The following is an 18,033-nucleotide window of genomic DNA, read 5'->3' on the forward strand; positions in this document are numbered from 1 at the left end:
CCGCCGATATAATCACTAGGATGAAGATTCACAAGCTTAGTTTATTGGCGGCCATCGCGTGCGGCCTCGCCATCGGTGGGTGTAGCAAGGGGAAGGACGCGGCAATGCCTCCAGCCAAAAGCGGCGGCGTGACATCGGCTGCTCCCGCCCCTGGAGCGGCTCCATCGAGCGGCGTGACCGAGGCCCCCGCGGGAACCGCGCCCGGAGCAGCCCCCAGTGCGGGTGTCGCCGCAGCGCCCACGGCACCGACTGCGCCAGGAACTGCCGCTACAGCGGGAACTCCCGCCCCGGCGGAAGCTCAGGCCGCGTCGTATGACCTGCGGCTCATTGCCGAGAAAGGCGACTTTGCAAAGTACGAGACGGCCATGGATATGACGATGAAGATGCCTCAGATGGGAGCTCCAAAGGGTGAGCCCGACAAGGCACCGGACCCCATCAAGGTCGCTTACTCGGTGGTAACCGACTACAAGTTCCTTGGTAAGAGCGACAAAGGGTACACGATTGAATCCAAGCTGGTGGACGTGAAAGCACCTGCGTCAACAACTCCCAAGGGCGGCATGGATATGGCGGCGATGGCCATCGATGGCGTCAAGCAGATGAAGGACAAGCCCGTGAAGATGGACGTCAGTCCCAAGGGCAAGATACTGAAGCAGGGTAGCAGCGTCGATGACCAGGCTTCGATGGCCATTCAGGGCATGAGCCAGGCGATTGGCTTCCAGGGAATTCTGTTCCCGGACAAGCCGGTGAAGGTCGGCGAGACTTGGAACAGCAAGCTTGAGTTCTCCAAGCTCATGGGTGGTATGGGCTCAATGCTCCAGGGCGGCAAGATGAGCATGGACGATGTCCCCGTAGAGACGAAATTCGTGCGCGTGGAAACCCTCAACGGTCGCACCATCGGCGTCTTCGAAATGAAGATGAATGGCAAGCCCAAAATGACCATGTCCATGCCCGGGGACGCCAAAACGAAGTCCAGCGGCATGGGAATGTCCATGGATATGGAGATCAGTGGTCTTACCACGCTGAGGGTGGATACGAAGACAGGCATGCTGGAGAGCAGCAACGGGACCACCAACATGAAGATGCTGATCAAGATGTCCGGTATGGGTAGCCAGGCCGGAGGACCAGGCGGCATGAAGATGGAGCAGGCCATCAAGGTCAACATCAAAAAGCTCTAACACGTGAACATCCAAGAACAAGAGAGTCCCGAGGCATTCTTCGCCTCGGGACTCTCTTGTTCGGGGCCGGCTGGATTAGCCTTCGACGTACTGTACAAGCCCCACCCGGTTACCATCGGGGTCAAGCACTTCGGTCGAGAATCCGACGCCCGGCACCGGACTCTTAGGCTCATTCGCAGTGCCACCCAAGCGCGTGGCCTTGGCCATCATCGAGTCGAGATCTTCGACTCGGTACCAAATTTGGCATCGCGGTGCAGGGTCCGGTGCGTCGATCTTCAAGAGCCCGCCAATGTGCGAATCACCGTTGGCGAACACTACCATCTCCTCCATGAAGCTGCGAAACGTCCAGCCGAAGAGCCCTTCGTAGAATGCCTGCGAGCGCGCGAGGTCGGTGACGAAGTATTCAACGTGGCAAATGTTGTTGCAGGTTTCCATGGGCTGATGATAGCCCGAGGTCCGTTATCCTACTCAGCGGAATTGCCCTTCGTAGGGCTTGCGCCGTGTGCCTGGCGGTACATACGGCTGAAGGTGGGAAGGCTTCGATAGCCGAGCTCCCGCGCCGCCTGTGATGCGCGAAGTCCTTGGTTCACGAGCTCTTTCGCTCGGCGCATTCGCATGATGGAGCGGTATTTCGCGGGTGCGACACCGTAGGTGGCGCGAAACAGGCGGACAAAATGGTCCTCGGAGAGGTTTGCCAAGCATGCGAGGTGGTAGTTGGTCAAAGCCTGAGAAAGTTTAGAGACGATCGCCTCCCTGGCAACTTCGAGTTGCGGTTCAAGCTCTGCGCGTGTGACCCAGCGCGCCGCAGGGATGCGGGACATTCTCAGTGCGTTGGGGCAAGGCATGAGGAAATGAATCGGCCCTCGATGCGTGGTGGCACCGAGGGTCGAGAGCGAGTGTCAGTTCGGATTTGGTGTGATCGAGAAGCCTTGGACCGATAGCTCCTGGCCGATGTGGCGGAGCTTCTTCATGGCCCGCAGCTCGATCTGTCGCACGCGCTCGCGCGTGACGTTGAGTGCGCTGCCAACTTCTTCGAGCGTTCGCGATCGGCCGTCGTCAAGTCCGAAGCGCAGACGAACGACGTCGCGCTCACGGCCGGTCAGTCGGCTCAAGATGCCATCGATCTCTTCGCGGCGAATGAGCGTCCAAGTCACATCGCCCGGCGTGGGCATATTGTTACTCGGGACGAAGTCGCCGATGGAGCTATTGTCCTTTTCGCCGACCGGAGTTTCCAGCGAGAGTGGCTCAACGGCCACGCGCATCATTTCCTGGACTCGGTCTGGGCTCATCTGCACGCGCTCGGCAACTTCCTCCGGCGTCGGCTCCCGTCGCAGCTCTTGCTGCAGCTGGTTGGCGGTCTTCATCACCTTGTTGATCAGCTCGGCCACGTACACCGGGATGCGGATGGTGCGTCCCTGGTTAATGATGGCGCGTGCGATCGCTCGGCGAATCCACCACGTGGCGTACGTCGAGAAGCGGAATCCCTTTCGCCAGTCGAACTTCTCAACGGCGCGGATGAGGCCTAGATTGCCCTCCTGGATGAGGTCAGCCAGCGGGATGCCGCGAGCGTTGTACTTCTTCGCAATCGAGACTACGAGTCGCAGGTTTGATTCAATCAGGTGCTGCTTGGCCTGGATGCCCGACTTGACGATCCACTTGATGTCTTCCTCGTCAAAGTTCTCATCGCGACCCAACAGGCGTGCGAGTTCCTTGAACTTGCCGCTCTCGGCGAGGTCTCGCGCTTGGACTCGCTTCGCGAGATCCTCTTCTTGACCGGGCGTGAGCAAGTGCGCGCGCCGAGTCTGGCGCATCCACATCTCAAGTTCTTCCGAGTCGTCATGCTGCGGCGGGGCCTCGGCCTCCTCCTCAGCTTCCTCCTCGGTCAGATCCAACAAATCGTCTTCGGCTGGTTCTGTGAGGTCGTCCGCTAAAGCGTGGGTGGCCGCGCTGGAATAAGCCGCGCGGCTCGTGCTACGCACTGTGATGGGCTTACCCCTTCGTGCTGCTGTTTGTAATCCGTTTTCAACCGACATTTTGTTAATACAACCTCCGTATTCAACGCCAATTCGCACGCCTCAGTTTCATCATCTCAAATCCGAGCCCCGCTGGGGGTCTTCGTAGAGGGGCGAATGGCCGCCATCCGTGCGTTATGTTTTTGTAAATCTGTTCCTAATGGTTAACACTATCAAGCGCAGCGAAAATTGTCAAGAAATTTCTTGCGAATTTCTGCGCCAAGTCTCTTCCGGAGCAATTAGCGTGCCGTTACACGCATAAGACCGGAACAAATACGACGTTCGTTCGGCTTGAACGGTCAGTCGTTTCGACTTGAACGGAGGTTCGACGGTGAACCTCAGTCAATATGCACATACTAATGTACGCCAGGTTAGCGTAAAGCGGTTACCTTTTCGAGTGCAATTTTCACAAGACCCGGTACATCGCTGGTTTTGTCGGCAACTGCCGCGCCTGCTGCGAGCAAGGCATCGACTTTACTTTGGGGCGTGCCCGTGTTTCCGCTGATGATGGCTCCAGCGTGTCCCATACGCTTGCCCGGAGGGGCAGTGCGGCCCGAGATGAAGCTCACAACCGGCTTGCGCATGGTCTTAATGAACTCCGCCGCGCTCTCTTCATCGGATCCACCGATCTCACCAACCATCACCACCGCTTGGGTGCTGGGGTCAGCTTCGAACAACTGCATCACTTCAAGGAACCTTGTGCCGGGCAAGGGATCGCCCCCGATGCCCACACAAGTCGTTTGACCGAGGCCGGCCCGAGTAAGTTCCCACGCAATTTCGTAGGTCAGGGTGCCACTTCGGCTGACCATCCCGATGGGACCCTGCGAGAAAATGTGGCCCGGCATGATCCCCATCTTGCATTCGCCTGGGGTGATGATGCCCGCGCAGTTGCCGCCGAGCAGACGGGTGGTTCCGTTGGCGTCAAGCCGGTTGACGACACGAAGCATGTCCAAGATGGGAACGCCTTCGGTGATGAGCGTCACGAACGGGATTCCCGCGGCTTCCGCTTCCAGGACCGAGTCTGCCGCGAACGGCGCAGGAACGAAAATGAGTGCCGCGTCTGCGCCAGTAGCTGCCTTGGCTTCGGCAAAAGAGTTGAAGACTGGGCGTCCGAGGTGCTCGATGCCACCCTTGCCCGGGGTTACGCCTCCTACGACCTGAGTGCCGTACTCGATCATTTGCTGGGCGTGAAAAGTACCTTCTTTGCCGGTCATGCCCGCAACGAGGACCTTGGTGTTCTTATCTACCAGGACTGCCATACCAATGCGAGAGGATACCCGGTTGAACCTAGTCGAGTCAGCGGCGGGGCGGGCGTGGTGGGGCAGCAGGCGCGCGCTTTGTACCGGGTAGCACGAGTTTGAAAGCCCGCCAGTACCCATTGAGGACACGGGCAGTGCCCGCAACAATCATGTCTTCGCCATCGCGAATGACACACGTGGCAATCGACTCTTCCACAGGGACCGGGATGAGCGCGTGGACATCAGTGTACGAAGCCTTGGTCCCTCGCCAAAGAGCGGCGCGCACCAGAAAGCTGGTCGGCGATTCTTCGGTCGTCATCGAGACCCATCCCGTTTGGAATTCTCCGTCGGTCCAGTTTGCCGAGCTCCAATCGAATCGGTTCGGGTGAAGGTCCGTAAACGTCCAACCCGGACCGCGCCATAGCACGGCGTGTGGCTGCGCCGAGGCACCGGCCGGGAACCCAGCTCGGCCCACAATCACGCCTCCGCGGATCCCGACCGCTTCGGCATAGGCTGCGTTCGCCGGTGTGATGACTTGCAACGTGGAGGTAACGACTTGATCGTCGCTAGGCTGGGGTGAGAGCGTCCAGAAGGTCGCATCAGAGTGTCCATCGGCATCGGAAATGCTGCCTACGACAGTCAGACCCTGGACGCCGCGGGCTAGGGCTGACTCCGCGCCATCAGAGTTCAGCCTGCGGAGAATCCCGTCAGAACCCCACGTCACCGCGCGGGTCGGAAGTGGGATCGCAATGCGATAATCTGGACCGAATTCAAGCCACTCGACAAAGCTGGCTGCCCCCACGATACGCATGCCGTCCGTACCGTAGGCCATGCCGCGGTCGTATCCGCCGAGATCAAGATACTGAGTCGAACCGGGGAGGCTGCTCCAGAGCACCGGTCGTTCCAGGCCGTCATTTGCGTAGAAGTCGCGGATTTCGCCGACCTGCCACATGTCGCTGACGTCGTTGATGCGGCCTCGGTACGCCGGGGAGTTCAACTGGAACAGGGGAGTGGGGACATCTGAACCGTGCCAGACGGCCGTGAGCTGTTTGGTCCCCTCGAACTCATTGGATGGGTTGCCGCTGATGAAGAACGAGCCAAACATGCGGGTGGCATTTCCGCCAACGATCGCCGACGAGTACGAAATCTCCGGGCCCATCCATTGGAACGTGACGCTTCGCCCGGCGGCATAGCTCATAACTACCGCCGCGATCCCAAGGCTGGAAATCGCGGTGCGAAGAACGGACATTTGAACCTATAGTGTATCGCGATTTGGCCAGAATGCCAAGACAAACCGGCACTCCCGCATGGAACCGCGCGCAGATTTTGTGAAGTTCGGGCAAATGGGAACGCAAACGCTTGAAACAGTTGTAGAATGAAACAGATCGCTCAACCGAGCGGACGTCGAATCACACCTTTGGGTGTGAACGGGGGACCCAAAACTCGGGGTGAATGAGCCGAAAGGCTCTAGGGTAACTCTTGGCCCGAACCCGACAGCTAACCTCGTAGACGAAGCTGGAGTCGGCTGACGGATGGTCTCCATCCATTTCAGAACGAATTCCTTCTTCCACTCGGGACGGCGATCCTGGCAGGCTGTTCTGGCCTTCGCAAAGTCGCGAAGTAGCACGGGCGCACGATCGCACGCACGATCCAACCGTCCGCGTCAGGTGGCTTACCAAGTGCACCTCCGACTGGAAGCCCTTGCTCGCCCGCAGGGGCTTCTCTCTTTTTCCCCCTCCCATTGAACGATCTGGTCGCGTCCTTACATACACCTGTCGAAAGACAAACAGCGCGGCCTTATGAAGGTTTTTGACCGACGAAGAAGCCAGCCCGACATTGATCAGTGGGCCAAGGAGCATTACCAAGCGGTGTGGGCGTTTTGCCGACGCCGTGTGGGCATGGACCTGGCCTCGGATCTGACCCAAGACACGTTCGTGACTGCTGAGCAAAAGAGATCGAGCTACCGTGAGGACGTCCCGCCCAGAGCCTGGCTCTTCGGGATCGCCCTCAACCACTGTCGAAACCGGGCGAGGAACCTTGGCAGGGAAGTCCAGATCGATTGGCTGGCAGACACCCCCGCTCCGAAGGGGGCCGACATGATCGAGAGCGAGGCGCTCAGGCAAGCCTTGGCGAAGCTGAGCGAAGACCACCGAGCCGTCGTGATCCTGAAGGAAGTCGAAGGTCTCACGTACGATGAGATCGGAAAGGTGTTGGATGTGCCTAGCGGCACGGTCAAGTCCCGACTACACCACGCGTTTGTCCAATTGCGCAAGGAACTTTGTACTGGATCGGTGGAAGCATGAACGACATTCGCGAGAATCTGAAGGCCTATCTCGATGGGGAACTCTCCCCCGAGATGGCCGCGCGGGTGGCGACAGCACTGGAACAGGACGAAGCTCTGCGGCAAGAGGTGCAAGACATGAGCAGAATCTCGTTTGCGTTTCGACACTATGATCAGGCGGCATCCCAGGCCCCGAACGAACCGGCCAAGAAGCCAGAATCGCGACGGCCTTGGTGGCGCGTCAAGTGGGCACCGATGGCGGCGGTCGGCGCACTGGTGGTTATCGTCGCCGGCTCGGTCGTGATGAGCAGACCTGAGACTTTCCCCAAAGTAGCAAGTGCGGCTGGAGCCGCTGCTGCAGTCGACGAGGCCACTGCTGGGGCACCGACGATCACGCCCTCGATGCCGGGAGAGGCTGCTCGTCCCGCTGCACAAATTCCGGAGTCTGCAGCTAATTCTGAGGCCGGAGAGTATGAAAGCCAAGGCATTTATCCACAGGACAGCCCCGCGGCTCATGCAAAGTCAGAATCCAGGGGACGAGAGTCCGTTCCCAACAGCGCTGCGGCCATGGCCTCCAAGCGCGATGTCATCCGACGTGCTGTCCTCGGCCTGCTGGTCAAGTCTGTTCAAGACTCCCAGACCGCCATCGAGAGCTTGACGACCGGTTGGGGCGGTTTCATTGAGAGCGCCGATCTGAATCGTCAAGTTGAGACCCGCGTGACCGCATCGATGGTGTTGCGTATCCCAAGTAATCGCTTCGATGTGGCCATGTCGGCACTCCGGGAGATCGGCGAGGTGCAATCCGAGAACGTCTCAGGTGAGGACGTGACCGGACAGCGCGTGGATCTTGAAGCGCGGCTCAAGACCATGAGGGCGGAAGTCGAGAGCCTCAGGCAGATTCTTCGTCAGGCACGTCGGGTGGGCGAAGTCTTGGAGATTCGTGACCGGATCACGCAAACCCAATCGGAAATCGAGTCTCTCACGGCTCAGTTGGCCGTCCTAAAGGATCAGTCTGCCTACTCCACCGTCAGCCTGACGCTGACCCAGCGACCGAGCGGGTCAGACGTCACTTTGGACAAAGGCAACTGGTCGGGCGACGCCTTTGCGAGTGCCATGGAGAACATGCGCCGGTTCGGGCGAGGGCTCGGCGAGTTCCTGATCCACGTGCTGATCTACGCGCCAGTGTGGCTACCGATCGCGCTCATCACGGTGGTGATCCTGCGCCGCAACGCCTCCAAATCATGAGCCCTCGCTTCGGGTAAGTTGAATCCAGATCGATGGGATTGACTTACCACGAGCTCGGACCAGCGGACCGCGCGGAACTCGTGGACCTCTGGTCCGAAGTCTATAACCGCGGCCAGCAGTTCGAGGAAGGGCGGCTCAGCCGTGACTTCGAGATGCCCGTAGGGGTCCGGTACGACAACCGGTTGGTGGCCGCGGCCTCGATCCATTCGTTTGACTTTTCTCGCGGCAGCGCTTCGCTCCACGGGGGTGGAGTGGCGATGGTGGCAGTCCGCCCGGACAGTCGCGGCATTGGGGCGGGCACCGCCCTCGTCCGCGGCGTGCTCGAATCGCTTCATACCCATGGTTACGACCTCAGCGTCCTGTACGGGTTCCGCGAGCGGTTTTATCGTCCATTCGGTTACGAGCTTGCTGGTGACAGCGTGCTCGTCCGGTGCCCGAGCCACCTCTTCCCGAAGATTTCACCGCAGCTGAATGTGCGGCGAATCTCGCCCGATGAGCTGCATCTGCTCCAACCGGCGTACGATGGCTTCCGGGCGAACCACGCGGGCATCGCACGGCGCGGTCCAGCCGAGTGGCAGAACCGGATGGGGCTGCGCGCACCCATGATCTATGGCGCTGGCGACCCGGTCGAAGCGTATGCGTGGACGAGCATGGAGGGCGGCTTCTTCGACGAGTTCCAGATGGGTGAATTTGTCTGGAGCACGCGACGCGGCTACGAGACGATCTTGGACTGCATCCGCGGCTTGGCCTTTAACCGGTCTGCAGCGAAGTGGACCGAGCCGAGCCCGAGTCCCTTCCAGCACCGCTTTGCCGATGAAGGGATCACGTTTACCAATCATCGCGTTGCGATGTGGAGGATCGTGAACTTACCTCAGGCACTGGAGCGACTGTCCGGGCGCGGCGCAGGCGTGTTCAGTCTCGAGGTCGAAGATCCGAGGTTCCCCCAGGTGCATGGCGCATGGCGGGTCGAGTTTGACGCATCGGGCACCCACGTCCAACGCGCGAGCGGGGGCACGATCAAACTCAAGGTGGGGACGCTTTCCCAGGCGCTGATGGGGCAACCTTCGGTGACCGCGCTCATGGAGATGGGCATGATCGAGAGTCGTGACGCCGCGGAGTTCCAGGCCATGCAGAACTTGCTCACTCCGCAGTCGGTTTTCTGCTCTGAATTCTTCTAAACTTGTGTCGATTCGGCTCCGACACTTACAGTAAGAATGCCTATGCTTCGCCCTTCCAGCCGTGTTAGTAATGTGGTCCCGATCCTGGCGTTTCTGCTTGGGATCGCACTCTTGATCGGGTGCGGTGGCGGTGGCGGCGGGGGCGGTGGTTCAACCGGCTCGACCGCCGGGAGCACGACGGCAGGTTCGACGACCGCGGGCTCGACGACTTCCGGTTCCACGACGTCTGGCTCCACAACGTCTGGCTCAACGACCTCCGGATCGACAACATCGGGTTCAACGACCTCGGGCAGCACGACGGCCGGGGGAACCACGGGCGGCACAGCGTTCACACGATTGAATGACGCACTGCGCAGCGGAACCACGAACGTAACGACGCTCGCAGCGCTGAGCGCGGAGTTTGACGCTTTGGTTTCGGCCAGTGGTGTGGCCGAAGATGCCCGTACGGGTAGTGCCATCGTCAAGGCAGCCCTGGTCTCGGAGAGGATTTTTGCGCTGTATCCGACCGCGCTGACCGATGTCGAGATTTCCTCGCTGAACTCGCCCTTGCTGGATACGCTGCAGAAGATGCGCCTTTCAAGCATTGGCGGAGGCCAGTTCCTACCGACCGCAGGTCTGATCGACGTCAATCAGCTTCTCAAGGTGATCCCGTTCCTCGGGCAGTTGGAGCGGTACGACGTAGACGGCCCGACGCCCTGGGAAATCCAAGCCACGTTGGCGAGTTCGCGTTCTGAAATCGGGGCAGCTATCTCGGCGCTGAGCGCGATCCCCTCCAACGCGCCGGACACACTTGTCGCCGACCTCACCCCCGAGGGAGCAGAGACCAGTTTGAACGCCACTGCGGGCTTCGGCGAGGCGGAACGCAGAGCCCTGCTCGGCTGGCTTCAATGCCTCTCGGCCCAAGAGGCGATCCTCCGAGCGTACGACTGGCGGTTTGGCACCTTTGACCCCAACGCCGCTGCGATCACGACTTACAACACTGAGTTTACAGCGGGTGATCCGCTCCCCGTCGCCCGGTACTTCGCCGGGAGCCCGTTCCTCACCAAAGCGGGCGTGAGTACGACGGCCCTGACGGCGGCCAAGACGACGTGGAAGGCCGCGGGTGACTCAGCCGTGCTCGGATTGAACGCATTCGCTGGCCGTACCGGCGATCACATTTTCGCGACCGGGCAGGTCAACGACTCGACCGTGGTCCAGGCTTTGGCGAACATCGCCTCGTATCAGGGCTATCCCGACGGACCGGTTTCGATGCCCTCTGTGAGCCTTGTCGATGGTTCGGTGCCGCTCCTCATCGATCTTTCGGTGCTCTTCGATACGCCGCCGAACGACTTGAAGGTGTTTTTCCCCGAGCTCACCACCTACGAGGCAGACGCGAGTTCCTACGGAATTGAAGTCGATCTGAACTCGACGGTGGATACGACATGGGCTGGCATCTTCCCGGACGGCGTCGATACCACCACGTTCCTGGAGCGCGGGGACGTCGTCACCTCGACTTGGGATCGAGGCGACGTCATGATGTTCGCCTGGGATATTTACCCGTAAGCTCAGTTCTCGCTGACGGTTTGTGAAAACACCGCTTTGATGACTTCCTCGGGAGTCGTCCAGCCGGTCAACACCTTGTCCCTACCATCTTCCAGCATGGTTCGGTACCCCTGCTGACGCGCGACTTGCGTGAGCTCTTGCACAGTCGAGTTCTTTGCGATGGCGTGACGCAGATCGTTGGTCCCGAGTAGGAGTTCGAAGACACCGAGACGCCCTTTGAATCCGGATCCACGGCATTCGGCACACCCCGCACCCTTCATAAGCGTGGAACGGGCGACGTCTTCGTCCTTGATCGAAAGAAGGTCCTTCTCATCCTCCGTCGGGGTGTACGGCTGACGGCACTTGGCGCAATTCAGTCGGACAAGTCGCTGGGCAAGGATCGCTACGGTGACGCCGGAGACGAGATATGGCTCTGCACCCATGTCGAGCATGCGTCCTACGGTCTCGATGGCATTGTTCGTGTGGAGGGTGGACATGACCAGGTGGCCAGTCAGGGCCGCTTGAATGCCGATTCCCAGCGACTCGGGGTCGCGCATTTCACCGACCATCATCACGTCCGGGTCCTGACGCAGGAAGCTGCGCATTACCCGCGCGAAAGTCATGCGCTCGGTGACCTGCACTTGCGCAATGTGGTGATCAAACTCGTACTCAATCGGATCTTCGACGGTGACGATGTTGCGCTTCTTGCAGTCGAGCTGATTGATGCTAGCGTAGAGCGTCGAGGTCTTACCACTACCGGTTGGGCCGGTGACCAGGATAAGGCCGTAGGGAAGTCCGATGGCTCGGGTCCAGCCCTTGATGACGGATTCGGACATACCTAGCTTTGGGAGTTCCACGCGCATGCTGGCGGGGTCGAGCAGACGGAGTACAAACTTCTCGCCGTTCAGACACGGCACACACGAAGCACGAGCGGAGAGCCGTCGTCCGTCGTACTCCATGTCGATGCGGCCGTCTTGGGGTTCGCGGGTCTCGTCGATTCGCATTCCCGCGGCAAGCTTCAGTCGCACGATCACGTTGGCCGCCTCTTCGGCGGGCAGCATTCCGTTCTCGCCCAGAACTCCGTCCTGACGGAATCGGAATCGTAGCTGGTTTCGCTCAGGCTGGAAGTGGATGTCGCTCGCGTTCAGGTCGAGCGCGTTCATGAGCGTCGTATCCAACAGCTGGACCGCAATGGACATCTCCGCGCCTCCCATCTCGCGAGTCATCCCTTGCTCGCGCAAGATCAGACGGAACCGCTTTGCCGCTCCGAAGTTCGTCTGGTTGTAGTCCTTCATGCTCATGGTCGCTGGCGTTCATCATACTAGAACTTGTGCAACACAGCCGCTTTAGCCCGCCCAACGGTCCACTTCTGGTCACCGTTTTGGCGTGGGCGTACAATTTTACAGCGGTTAAGTTCGTTTATCGGGAGATCGAGCCGGCGGCGGTGGCGCTCACGCGCTGCATCGTCGTTGGCCTCTTTCTAGTCGGGGTGTGCTGGTCGCTCAAGTTGAGCCTCAAGGTTCCTCGGGAGCTTTGGGCACGGGTGATCCTTCAGGGATTCTTGGCGAACGGTCTGTACATGGTCCTTTTCATGGACGGCATGGGTCGGACAACTCCCGCGATGGGAGCGGTCATCTTGGCCACCGCGCCCGTGCTGACCGCGACGTTTTCGATGCTAGTCCGCCATGAGCCGTTTCACAGTGGAGTGCTGGTCGGCGGTGCGATCGCATTTGCCGGGGTTTTTGTCGCCGTTCAGAGTCACGGAGGCGCGATGGGGGGCACCCTTCTGGGTAACGCCATGATCCTCGGCGCGGCCATCGTGTGGAGTTGCTCGATCTTGCTTATGCAGCGGATACTCGGCGCGATGACCCCCTTGCAAGCCGTTACGTGCTCTACTCCAGGGGCGTTGCTGGCTTTGGTTCCATATGGGCTCATGGCGACTCTGAAAGCGCCGTGGTCGCAGGTGTCTGCCGTGGGTTGGGGGAACTACATCCATGTGGCGCTTATCTCCGGGGGGCTCGCGTTCATAACCTACTACAAGGGCACCCATATGATTGGTGTTGTGCGCGCCACGACGTACCAGTTTCTGGTACCTCCGATCGCGGCGCTCATGGCTTGGGTTGCCCTGGGCCAGAAGCCTCAACTCATCTTCTGGCTTGGCCTGGGATTGGTGGTCGTGGGCGTCGCCGTGGTGGCCCGAGCCAAGGGCTCATTGAGGCCCCGCGAGGTAAAACCACAGACATGATGCGCGTTGGGATCGTGGGTTTGGGTGGCATGGGCGGAGTGCACGGCAGCAAGTACGCTCACATGCAGGATGTCCAGCTCTTTGGGTTCGATGCTACCCCCGCCAAACGCACTGCCTTTTGCGACCGCACCGGTGCGACGGAGTGCGTGAGTTTCGAAGATCTTGTCTCCAAGTGCGACTATCTCGATGTCTGCTTGCCGACCGACCTGCACTTGGAATACGGGCTGAAAGCGATCGCTGCGGGAAAGGCGGTGCTTATGGAGAAGCCGATGGCTCTAGACCTGCCTGGCTGCCTGCAACTGATGAACGCGGCGGAGAAGGCGGGCGTCCCGCTGATGCCGGCGCAAGTCGTGCGCTACTTCCCGGATTATGCGAAGGGGCATGCGATGGTGGCGAGCGGCATGGTCGGGCGAGTCGGTGCCGCCAGAACGCGGCGAGGAGGGAAGATGCCGTTGGGCGCGGGCGGCTGGTTCCGTGATACGGCGCGGTCCGGCGGGGTGCTGCTCGATCTGGCAGTGCACGACCTCGATTGGTTGCGCTGGACGCTCGGTGAACCGATGCATGTGACCTCTCGTTCGATCGCTATCGACGCCCCTTGGGAGGGTGAGTGGAACGGCGATTACGCGCTCACGACGATTGGTTTCGAGAGCGGGGCCGTCGCCTACATCGAAGCGACATGGATGGACCCTGCCGGATTCCGAACCACGTTCGAAGTGTGCGGGTCGGAAGGGATGATTGAGCACGATTCGAAGGCGTCATGGACGCTTCGGACGAGCACCGAGGGCGGAGTCATCACCGAAGCTCCGGTGGTATCGGGCGATGACCCGTACTACCGCCAAGCTCGGGCATTCTTGGAAGCCGTCAGCGGTGGAACGCCGCTTCCGGTGACCGCCTATGATGGGGCAATGGCCGTTTCGATGGCCCGTGCGGCCATTGAGAGTGCGCGCACGGGCCGAACGATGGTTCCCGACCGACCTTAGCTCGGTTTCTTTGGCGGAGGCGTCACGGGCTGGGGCGCAGGCTTTGGTTCCTCGACCACCGGTTGAGGTTCTGTTTTGGCCTCAATCGCCACGGGCTCCGGGCGCGCAGTGGTCATCTCCTGCAGCTTCGAGACGACGTCAATTCCGAACATTTGCTTGAGCTGTTCGTTGAGCACCATCAGCCGTGCCGGGTCCATGCTCCCTCCGGCCGAGGCTCCCTTCGAGTCGATGAGCGTCACCTGGTTAATCTTCGCCGGGCTTATCGAGCTGGTGACCTGGGCAATCACCGACTCCAGCTTTTGCAGGATGAAGATGTCGCGTGCGTTGTCGCCAGCATCGGACCAACTCTTGGCCAGGCTGCGGAGTGCTCCCGCCCGTGCCTTGCCGTCTTCGATGATGGGAGCGACCTTGGCGCGGGCCTCCTGCTCCATCGCTTCGCATCGAGCCTTGGCGGGCTGTACGACGTCGGCGTCCAATTGCAATCGGACCGGCTCCAAGCGCGCCTTCTGCACTTCGAGTTCGGCGCGCGCCTTGGCGACTTGGGCCTTCACCACCGCTTGCTCTTCAGCGACGACGGCAGCGCGGCGGGTAAGGGCGTCGGTGACCATCTTGGTCGCCTCGGCCTTGGCCACGCTCGTTTGCGCCAGGATCTGAGTCTGCACCTCTTGTTGCATGTTCTCGGCGACGCGTACCTTGGCGTCAGCACCCGCGATCGCTTCTGCGGTCCTGGAGCTGGAGTCCAGCTCGGCGTTGCGGACGCGGCCGATGCTGTCCAAGTACTTCATGTCGTCTGTAATGGTCTGAATTTTGAGCGTATCGACGACGAGCCCGAGGGAGGTCATGTCTTGCTCAACTTCCTGCACCAGTTTCTCAGCGAAGAGATTGCGGTCCTCGTTCAATTGCTCGGGGGTCAGCGTCGCGAGGACGCCACGCAGCGAACCTTCGAGCGTCGCCCGGGCGATCTGCATGACCTCGATGCGACTCTTGCCCAGAAATCGCTCGATGGCGTTGTTCAACACGGGTTCGTGGCCCGCGATCTTGACGTTGGCGACGCCGTGGACATTGAGCGGAATGCCGCCGCGTGCATACGCGTTTTGGGCCTGGAGCTCGATGATCATGTTGGTCAGATCCAGCATGTCCACGCGCTCGATGAACGGGCGGCGTAGTCCGCGACCGCCCTTGATCAAGCGGTAGCCGACGGTGCGAGTTCCCACTCGGGTTCGTGACCCAGAGAAGATCAGTACTTGGTTGGGTTGGCAGAGGTAGATCAGACTCTTGAGGCTGAGAAGCAGGATGACGAGCATCATCCCGACAAAGCCAATCACGATGGGGAAGATCATCGATTCGCTCCTTTGGGTTCGCCGTGGACAGACTTCAGCACGTCCACTCCAGTGGCGACCTGGACAGCATCGAACATTGATGCGAGGATAGCGGGGTAAGCCGCAACATAATTGCGCAGGGTCTGGCCATCACCGCTGTCGATGAGGTTGACGCCTTCGATCTGAATCTTCTGCACGCCCTTTGCGGCGGCAGCGAGGATGGGCTCCAGATTCTCGATCAGCTGAATTTGACGGGCGTTTTCTCCTGCCTCCTTCCACGCCTCGTTCATGATCTGGAGCGCTTGGCTCACTGCCTGACCCCGCTCGCGAAGGATGGCCGCCTCGCCGCGAGCGCGATACTCTTCGGCTTGGCGCTGGGCCTCGGCGGGCAGCACGGTGTCCACTTGCAAGCGGATCGCCTCAAGCTCAGCGCGGAGCCCTTGAAGTTCTTGTTCGGCCTTGGCCCGCGCCTCGCGTGCAGCGGCCAGAGTCTTTTCTTCCTCGACCTTAACGCTAGCGTCTAGTTCGGCGAGCGTCGTCCGCAGCTCGTTTTTCAAGCTGAAGACCATTGCTTCCATGTCCGCCTTGGTCTGATCCGCGCGGCCGACGTTCTCGGCAATCGATTGCTCGGCCTTGCGACGCATGTCCGATTCGGCCATCTCGGCCGACCGGACGACGTTTGCGATGGCAGCGCGACCAATCGCATCCAGGTACCCGACCTCGTCGCTGACGTGAAGGATCTTTAGCGTATCGAGGTGCATGCCAAGCTTGCGGAGATCCTCCTCAGTCTCGGTTGCGAGGGCATCCGCGAAGGTGAGGCGGTCCTCGTTAACCTGCTCGGGCGTGAGGCGGGCGACAACGCCGCGGAGGTGCCCCTCGAGGGTCTCTTTGGCGACGCGGCGAACCTCTTCAAGATCTCGGTTCAGGAACCGCTCGATGGCATTGGCGATGACCGTCTCGTCCGAGCTGATCTTCACGTTTGCCATCGCCTCGACGTTCATGGCGATGCCTCCGCTGGAGTAGGCGTTTCGAATCTGTATCGGTACCTCCATCGTCGTGAGCGTCATCTTGGAGACGCTCTGGAAGAACGGAATGGTAAGGGCTCGGCCGCCCATGACCGTTCGGAACCCGCGGGTCCGGCCGTCGGCCGTTCGCGATCCGGACTGTCCTGAGACGATCAGGACCTCGTTCGGCGGGCAGATCTTGAGGAACGTCGCGACGAACCACGCAATGCCGATGAGCACCGCGAGGCAGATCACCGCCCCAATGACAATCATCATTGAAGTCGGCCCAAGGCCCTTCAGAAAGTCGAGTATTTGGTTCATTTCAGTTCATCCAAAAGGTCTTCCGTGCGTGAAATCTGGGCGGTCGATCCTTCAACTCCTACGACGACAACCTCTTCGCCGACTGCAAATTCGCCGTGGACCGGTGACTTAGCGAGCATATCGATGATGTCGCCCTTGACGGTGAGTCGAACCTTGCCGGGTTCGTCGCCACGGGGGGCAACAAGCACCTTGGCCAGCGATCCGACCATGTCGACTTCGTTGGCGGTGCTGTCGATCTGGCTTTTTCCGATGATCCGCACCGATAGTGCGGCAATCGTTCCAATGACGACGCCGATACTGCCAGCAACGATGGCGGTGAGCGGCTCGGCAGAGGCACGGAAAAGGGTCAGAAGGAGACCCAGCATGCCGAAGCTCGCCAAACCAAAGGTCCAGAAGCGCATGCTGAAGAAGGGAAGCCAGAAGTCATTGGCGGTGCCGTGCGAAAGGTGGCTGTCGTGGCCCGATGAATCCCCGTGATCGCCTGCATGGTGGTCCAAGCCGCTGTGCTCGAGCGCGCTATGGTCGGCGAGCCCCCCGAGGGCGCTAGCCAAAACCACACCTCCCGCCACGATTGCGCAGACCAAGTAGATTGTCAACATGCTCACTGCAGTCATATCCTAAAACGAGAAATCCCCGCATGCGCGTTGCACGCGGGGATAACTGATTGTTGATTTGGCAGCGTTTACTTGGCGCGTCGTCGAACGATGAACCGGTCGGTTCGCTTGTTCTTTCGAGTTCGGCGACCAATCGCCTTGTTGCCCCATCGGTCGACCGGGCCCTTCTTGCGGCCGATCGGCGACTTGGCTTCACCACCACCGTGGGGGTGATCCCGTGGCGACTTAACGACACCGCGGACGTGCGGCTTGCGACCCAGGCCGCGGTTTTTACCCGCTTTACCCTTCTGCTCGTTCTCGTGCTCCGAGTTGCCGACTTCACCGACGGTGGCGCGGCAGGTGTTGTGCACCATGCGCATTTCGTTGCTGGGCAGTCGGAGGGTCACGTAGCTACCTTCCTTGGCCATGACCTGTGCGGCGGCACCGGCGCTGCGGACCATCTGGCCACCGCGACCGGGCTGCAGCTCGATGTTGTGCACGAGCGTTCCCAGCGGGATGTCCTTCAGGGCCAGCGTGTGGCCGGGCAGAATGTCCGCGCCTTCGCCGCTGCGAATCTTGGTGCCAACTTCGACGCCCTTCGGCGCAAGAATGTACCGTTTTTCGGTGTCGGCGTATTCGACGAGGGCGATTCGGCAGGTGCGGTTTGGATCGTACTCAATGGCGATCACGTTCGCATCCATTCCGTCCTTCTGGCGCTTGAAGTCGATAATTCGATATCGGCGCTTGTTACCACCGCCCTTGTTAAACGACGTGATGCGACCATAGTGGTTGCGTCCGCCGCTCTTCTTGAGCGCAGAAGTAAGGCTCTTCTCCGGTTTGCCCTTTGTGATTTCCGAGTACGTCGAGCTAATTGCGTGACGACGTCCCGGGGATGTGGGTTTATGACGCTTGACTGGCATG

17 protein-coding genes are annotated in these 18,033 nt (G+C 60.4%); 7 read left to right on the forward strand and 10 right to left on the reverse strand.

The window, feature by feature from the left end; genetic code table 11:
• Window positions 1-20 precede the first annotated feature (20 nt).
• Window positions 21-1,175 (forward strand): hypothetical protein, encoded by a 1,155-nt coding sequence (locus tag JNM85_10785; GenBank protein MBL8088539.1) that lies wholly within the window; start codon window positions 21-23, stop codon window positions 1,173-1,175.
• A gap of 75 nt (window positions 1,176-1,250) precedes the next feature.
• Here the strand turns inward: JNM85_10785 and JNM85_10790 are convergent, their stop codons facing one another.
• The 5 genes from JNM85_10790 to JNM85_10810 form a co-directional block, all read right to left on the reverse strand.
• Entirely contained in the window at window positions 1,251-1,610 is a 360-nt protein-coding gene (locus JNM85_10790) for a VOC family protein (protein ID MBL8088540.1), read from the reverse strand.
• A gap of 29 nt (window positions 1,611-1,639) precedes the next feature.
• Window positions 1,640-1,996 (reverse strand): helix-turn-helix transcriptional regulator, encoded by a 357-nt coding sequence (locus JNM85_10795; protein ID MBL8088541.1) that lies wholly within the window; start codon window positions 1,994-1,996, stop codon window positions 1,640-1,642.
• A 78-nt stretch (window positions 1,997-2,074) separates the two neighbouring features.
• A complete protein-coding gene (locus JNM85_10800) occupies window positions 2,075-2,992 on the reverse strand; it encodes a sigma-70 family RNA polymerase sigma factor (GenBank protein ID MBL8088542.1) in 918 nt (305 codons plus the stop codon).
• 566 nt (window positions 2,993-3,558) lie between these two features.
• A complete protein-coding gene (gene sucD / locus JNM85_10805; GenBank protein MBL8088543.1) occupies window positions 3,559-4,446 on the reverse strand; it encodes a succinate--CoA ligase subunit alpha in 888 nt (295 codons plus the stop codon).
• A 37-nt stretch (window positions 4,447-4,483) separates the two neighbouring features.
• Complete coding sequence (locus tag JNM85_10810) at window positions 4,484-5,674, reverse strand: hypothetical protein (protein ID MBL8088544.1); 1,191 nt, start codon at window positions 5,672-5,674, stop codon at window positions 4,484-4,486.
• 550 nt (window positions 5,675-6,224) lie between these two features.
• Here JNM85_10810 and JNM85_10815 point away from each other — a divergent pair.
• Genes JNM85_10815 through JNM85_10830 form a run of 4 tightly spaced genes read left to right on the forward strand, consistent with a single transcriptional unit; the run spans window position 6,225 to window position 10,671 of the window.
• Window positions 6,225-6,728: an RNA polymerase sigma factor gene (locus tag JNM85_10815; protein MBL8088545.1), complete on the forward strand. Its 504-nt coding sequence runs from the start codon at window positions 6,225-6,227 to the stop codon at window positions 6,726-6,728.
• The gene (locus JNM85_10820) at window positions 6,725-7,951 is read left to right on the forward strand and encodes a DUF4349 domain-containing protein (protein ID MBL8088546.1); all 1,227 of its coding nucleotides are present in this window, start codon (window positions 6,725-6,727) and stop codon (window positions 7,949-7,951) included. Before JNM85_10815 ends, JNM85_10820 begins: the two co-directional genes overlap by 4 nt.
• 32 nt (window positions 7,952-7,983) lie before the next feature.
• Entirely contained in the window at window positions 7,984-9,129 is a 1,146-nt protein-coding gene (locus tag JNM85_10825) for a GNAT family N-acetyltransferase (GenBank protein ID MBL8088547.1), read from the forward strand.
• A 42-nt stretch (window positions 9,130-9,171) separates the two neighbouring features.
• On the forward strand, window positions 9,172-10,671 hold the full coding sequence (locus tag JNM85_10830; GenBank protein ID MBL8088548.1) for a hypothetical protein: 1,500 nt from the start codon (window positions 9,172-9,174) through the stop codon (window positions 10,669-10,671).
• Window positions 10,672-10,673: 2 nt separating this feature from the next.
• Here JNM85_10830 and JNM85_10835 read toward each other — a convergent pair whose 3' ends face one another.
• Entirely contained in the window at window positions 10,674-11,945 is a 1,272-nt protein-coding gene (locus JNM85_10835) for a type II/IV secretion system protein (GenBank protein ID MBL8088549.1), read from the reverse strand.
• A gap of 35 nt (window positions 11,946-11,980) precedes the next feature.
• On the opposite strand from JNM85_10835, the gene JNM85_10840 reads away from it, so the two are divergent.
• Window positions 11,981-12,895 carry an EamA family transporter gene (locus JNM85_10840; protein ID MBL8088550.1) on the forward strand — a complete coding sequence of 305 codons (915 nt, stop codon included), beginning with the start codon at window positions 11,981-11,983 and terminating at the stop codon, window positions 12,893-12,895.
• On the forward strand, window positions 12,892-13,875 hold the full coding sequence (locus JNM85_10845; protein ID MBL8088551.1) for a Gfo/Idh/MocA family oxidoreductase: 984 nt from the start codon (window positions 12,892-12,894) through the stop codon (window positions 13,873-13,875). The genes JNM85_10840 and JNM85_10845 overlap by 4 nt, the downstream gene beginning before the upstream one ends.
• Here the strand turns inward: JNM85_10845 and JNM85_10850 are convergent.
• The 4 genes from JNM85_10850 to rplB all read right to left on the reverse strand — a co-directional run bounded on the left by JNM85_10850 (window position 13,872) and on the right by rplB (window position 18,032).
• Window positions 13,872-15,215 carry a hypothetical protein gene (locus tag JNM85_10850; protein MBL8088552.1) on the reverse strand — a complete coding sequence of 448 codons (1,344 nt, stop codon included), beginning with the start codon at window positions 15,213-15,215 and terminating at the stop codon, window positions 13,872-13,874. The genes JNM85_10845 and JNM85_10850 overlap by 4 nt on opposite strands.
• Complete coding sequence (locus tag JNM85_10855) at window positions 15,212-16,519, reverse strand: hypothetical protein (GenBank protein MBL8088553.1); 1,308 nt, start codon at window positions 16,517-16,519, stop codon at window positions 15,212-15,214. The genes JNM85_10850 and JNM85_10855 overlap by 4 nt, the downstream gene beginning before the upstream one ends.
• Window positions 16,516-17,118, reverse strand: a complete 603-nt coding sequence (locus JNM85_10860) for a hypothetical protein (protein MBL8088554.1) — start codon at window positions 17,116-17,118, stop codon at window positions 16,516-16,518. The genes JNM85_10855 and JNM85_10860 overlap by 4 nt, the downstream gene beginning before the upstream one ends.
• An 83-nt stretch (window positions 17,119-17,201) precedes the next feature.
• On the reverse strand, window positions 17,202-18,032 hold the full coding sequence (gene rplB, locus JNM85_10865) for a 50S ribosomal protein L2 (protein ID MBL8088555.1): 831 nt from the start codon (window positions 18,030-18,032) through the stop codon (window positions 17,202-17,204).
• Window position 18,033: the final 1 nt, after the last annotated feature.

The organism is Chthonomonas sp. (assembly GCA_016788115.1).
In the GTDB taxonomy this organism is placed as follows: domain Bacteria; phylum Armatimonadota; class Fimbriimonadia; order Fimbriimonadales; family Fimbriimonadaceae; genus UBA2391.

Excerpts from the sequence above, each read along its gene's own strand:
- JNM85_10785 (MBL8088539.1), top strand. The coding sequence starts at position 21 with ATGAAGATTCACAAGCTTAGTTTATTGGCGGCCATCGCGTGCGGCCTC.
- JNM85_10790 (MBL8088540.1), bottom strand. The coding sequence starts at position 1,610 with ATGGAAACCTGCAACAACATTTGCCACGTTGAATACTTCGTCACCGAC.
- JNM85_10795 (MBL8088541.1), bottom strand. The coding sequence starts at position 1,996 with ATGTCCCGCATCCCTGCGGCGCGCTGGGTCACACGCGCAGAGCTTGAA.
- JNM85_10800 (MBL8088542.1), bottom strand. The coding sequence starts at position 2,992 with ATGTGGATGCGCCAGACTCGGCGCGCGCACTTGCTCACGCCCGGTCAA.
- sucD (MBL8088543.1), bottom strand. The coding sequence starts at position 4,446 with ATGGCAGTCCTGGTAGATAAGAACACCAAGGTCCTCGTTGCGGGCATG.
- JNM85_10810 (MBL8088544.1), bottom strand. The coding sequence starts at position 5,674 with ATGTCCGTTCTTCGCACCGCGATTTCCAGCCTTGGGATCGCGGCGGTA.
- JNM85_10815 (MBL8088545.1), top strand. The coding sequence starts at position 6,225 with ATGAAGGTTTTTGACCGACGAAGAAGCCAGCCCGACATTGATCAGTGG.
- JNM85_10820 (MBL8088546.1), top strand. The coding sequence starts at position 6,725 with ATGAACGACATTCGCGAGAATCTGAAGGCCTATCTCGATGGGGAACTC.
- JNM85_10825 (MBL8088547.1), top strand. The coding sequence starts at position 7,984 with ATGGGATTGACTTACCACGAGCTCGGACCAGCGGACCGCGCGGAACTC.
- JNM85_10830 (MBL8088548.1), top strand. The coding sequence starts at position 9,172 with ATGCTTCGCCCTTCCAGCCGTGTTAGTAATGTGGTCCCGATCCTGGCG.
- JNM85_10835 (MBL8088549.1), bottom strand. The coding sequence starts at position 11,945 with ATGAAGGACTACAACCAGACGAACTTCGGAGCGGCAAAGCGGTTCCGT.
- JNM85_10845 (MBL8088551.1), top strand. The coding sequence starts at position 12,892 with ATGATGCGCGTTGGGATCGTGGGTTTGGGTGGCATGGGCGGAGTGCAC.
- JNM85_10850 (MBL8088552.1), bottom strand. The coding sequence starts at position 15,215 with ATGATCTTCCCCATCGTGATTGGCTTTGTCGGGATGATGCTCGTCATC.
- JNM85_10855 (MBL8088553.1), bottom strand. The coding sequence starts at position 16,519 with ATGAACCAAATACTCGACTTTCTGAAGGGCCTTGGGCCGACTTCAATG.
- JNM85_10860 (MBL8088554.1), bottom strand. The coding sequence starts at position 17,118 with ATGTTGACAATCTACTTGGTCTGCGCAATCGTGGCGGGAGGTGTGGTT.
- rplB (MBL8088555.1), bottom strand. The coding sequence starts at position 18,032 with ATGCCAGTCAAGCGTCATAAACCCACATCCCCGGGACGTCGTCACGCA.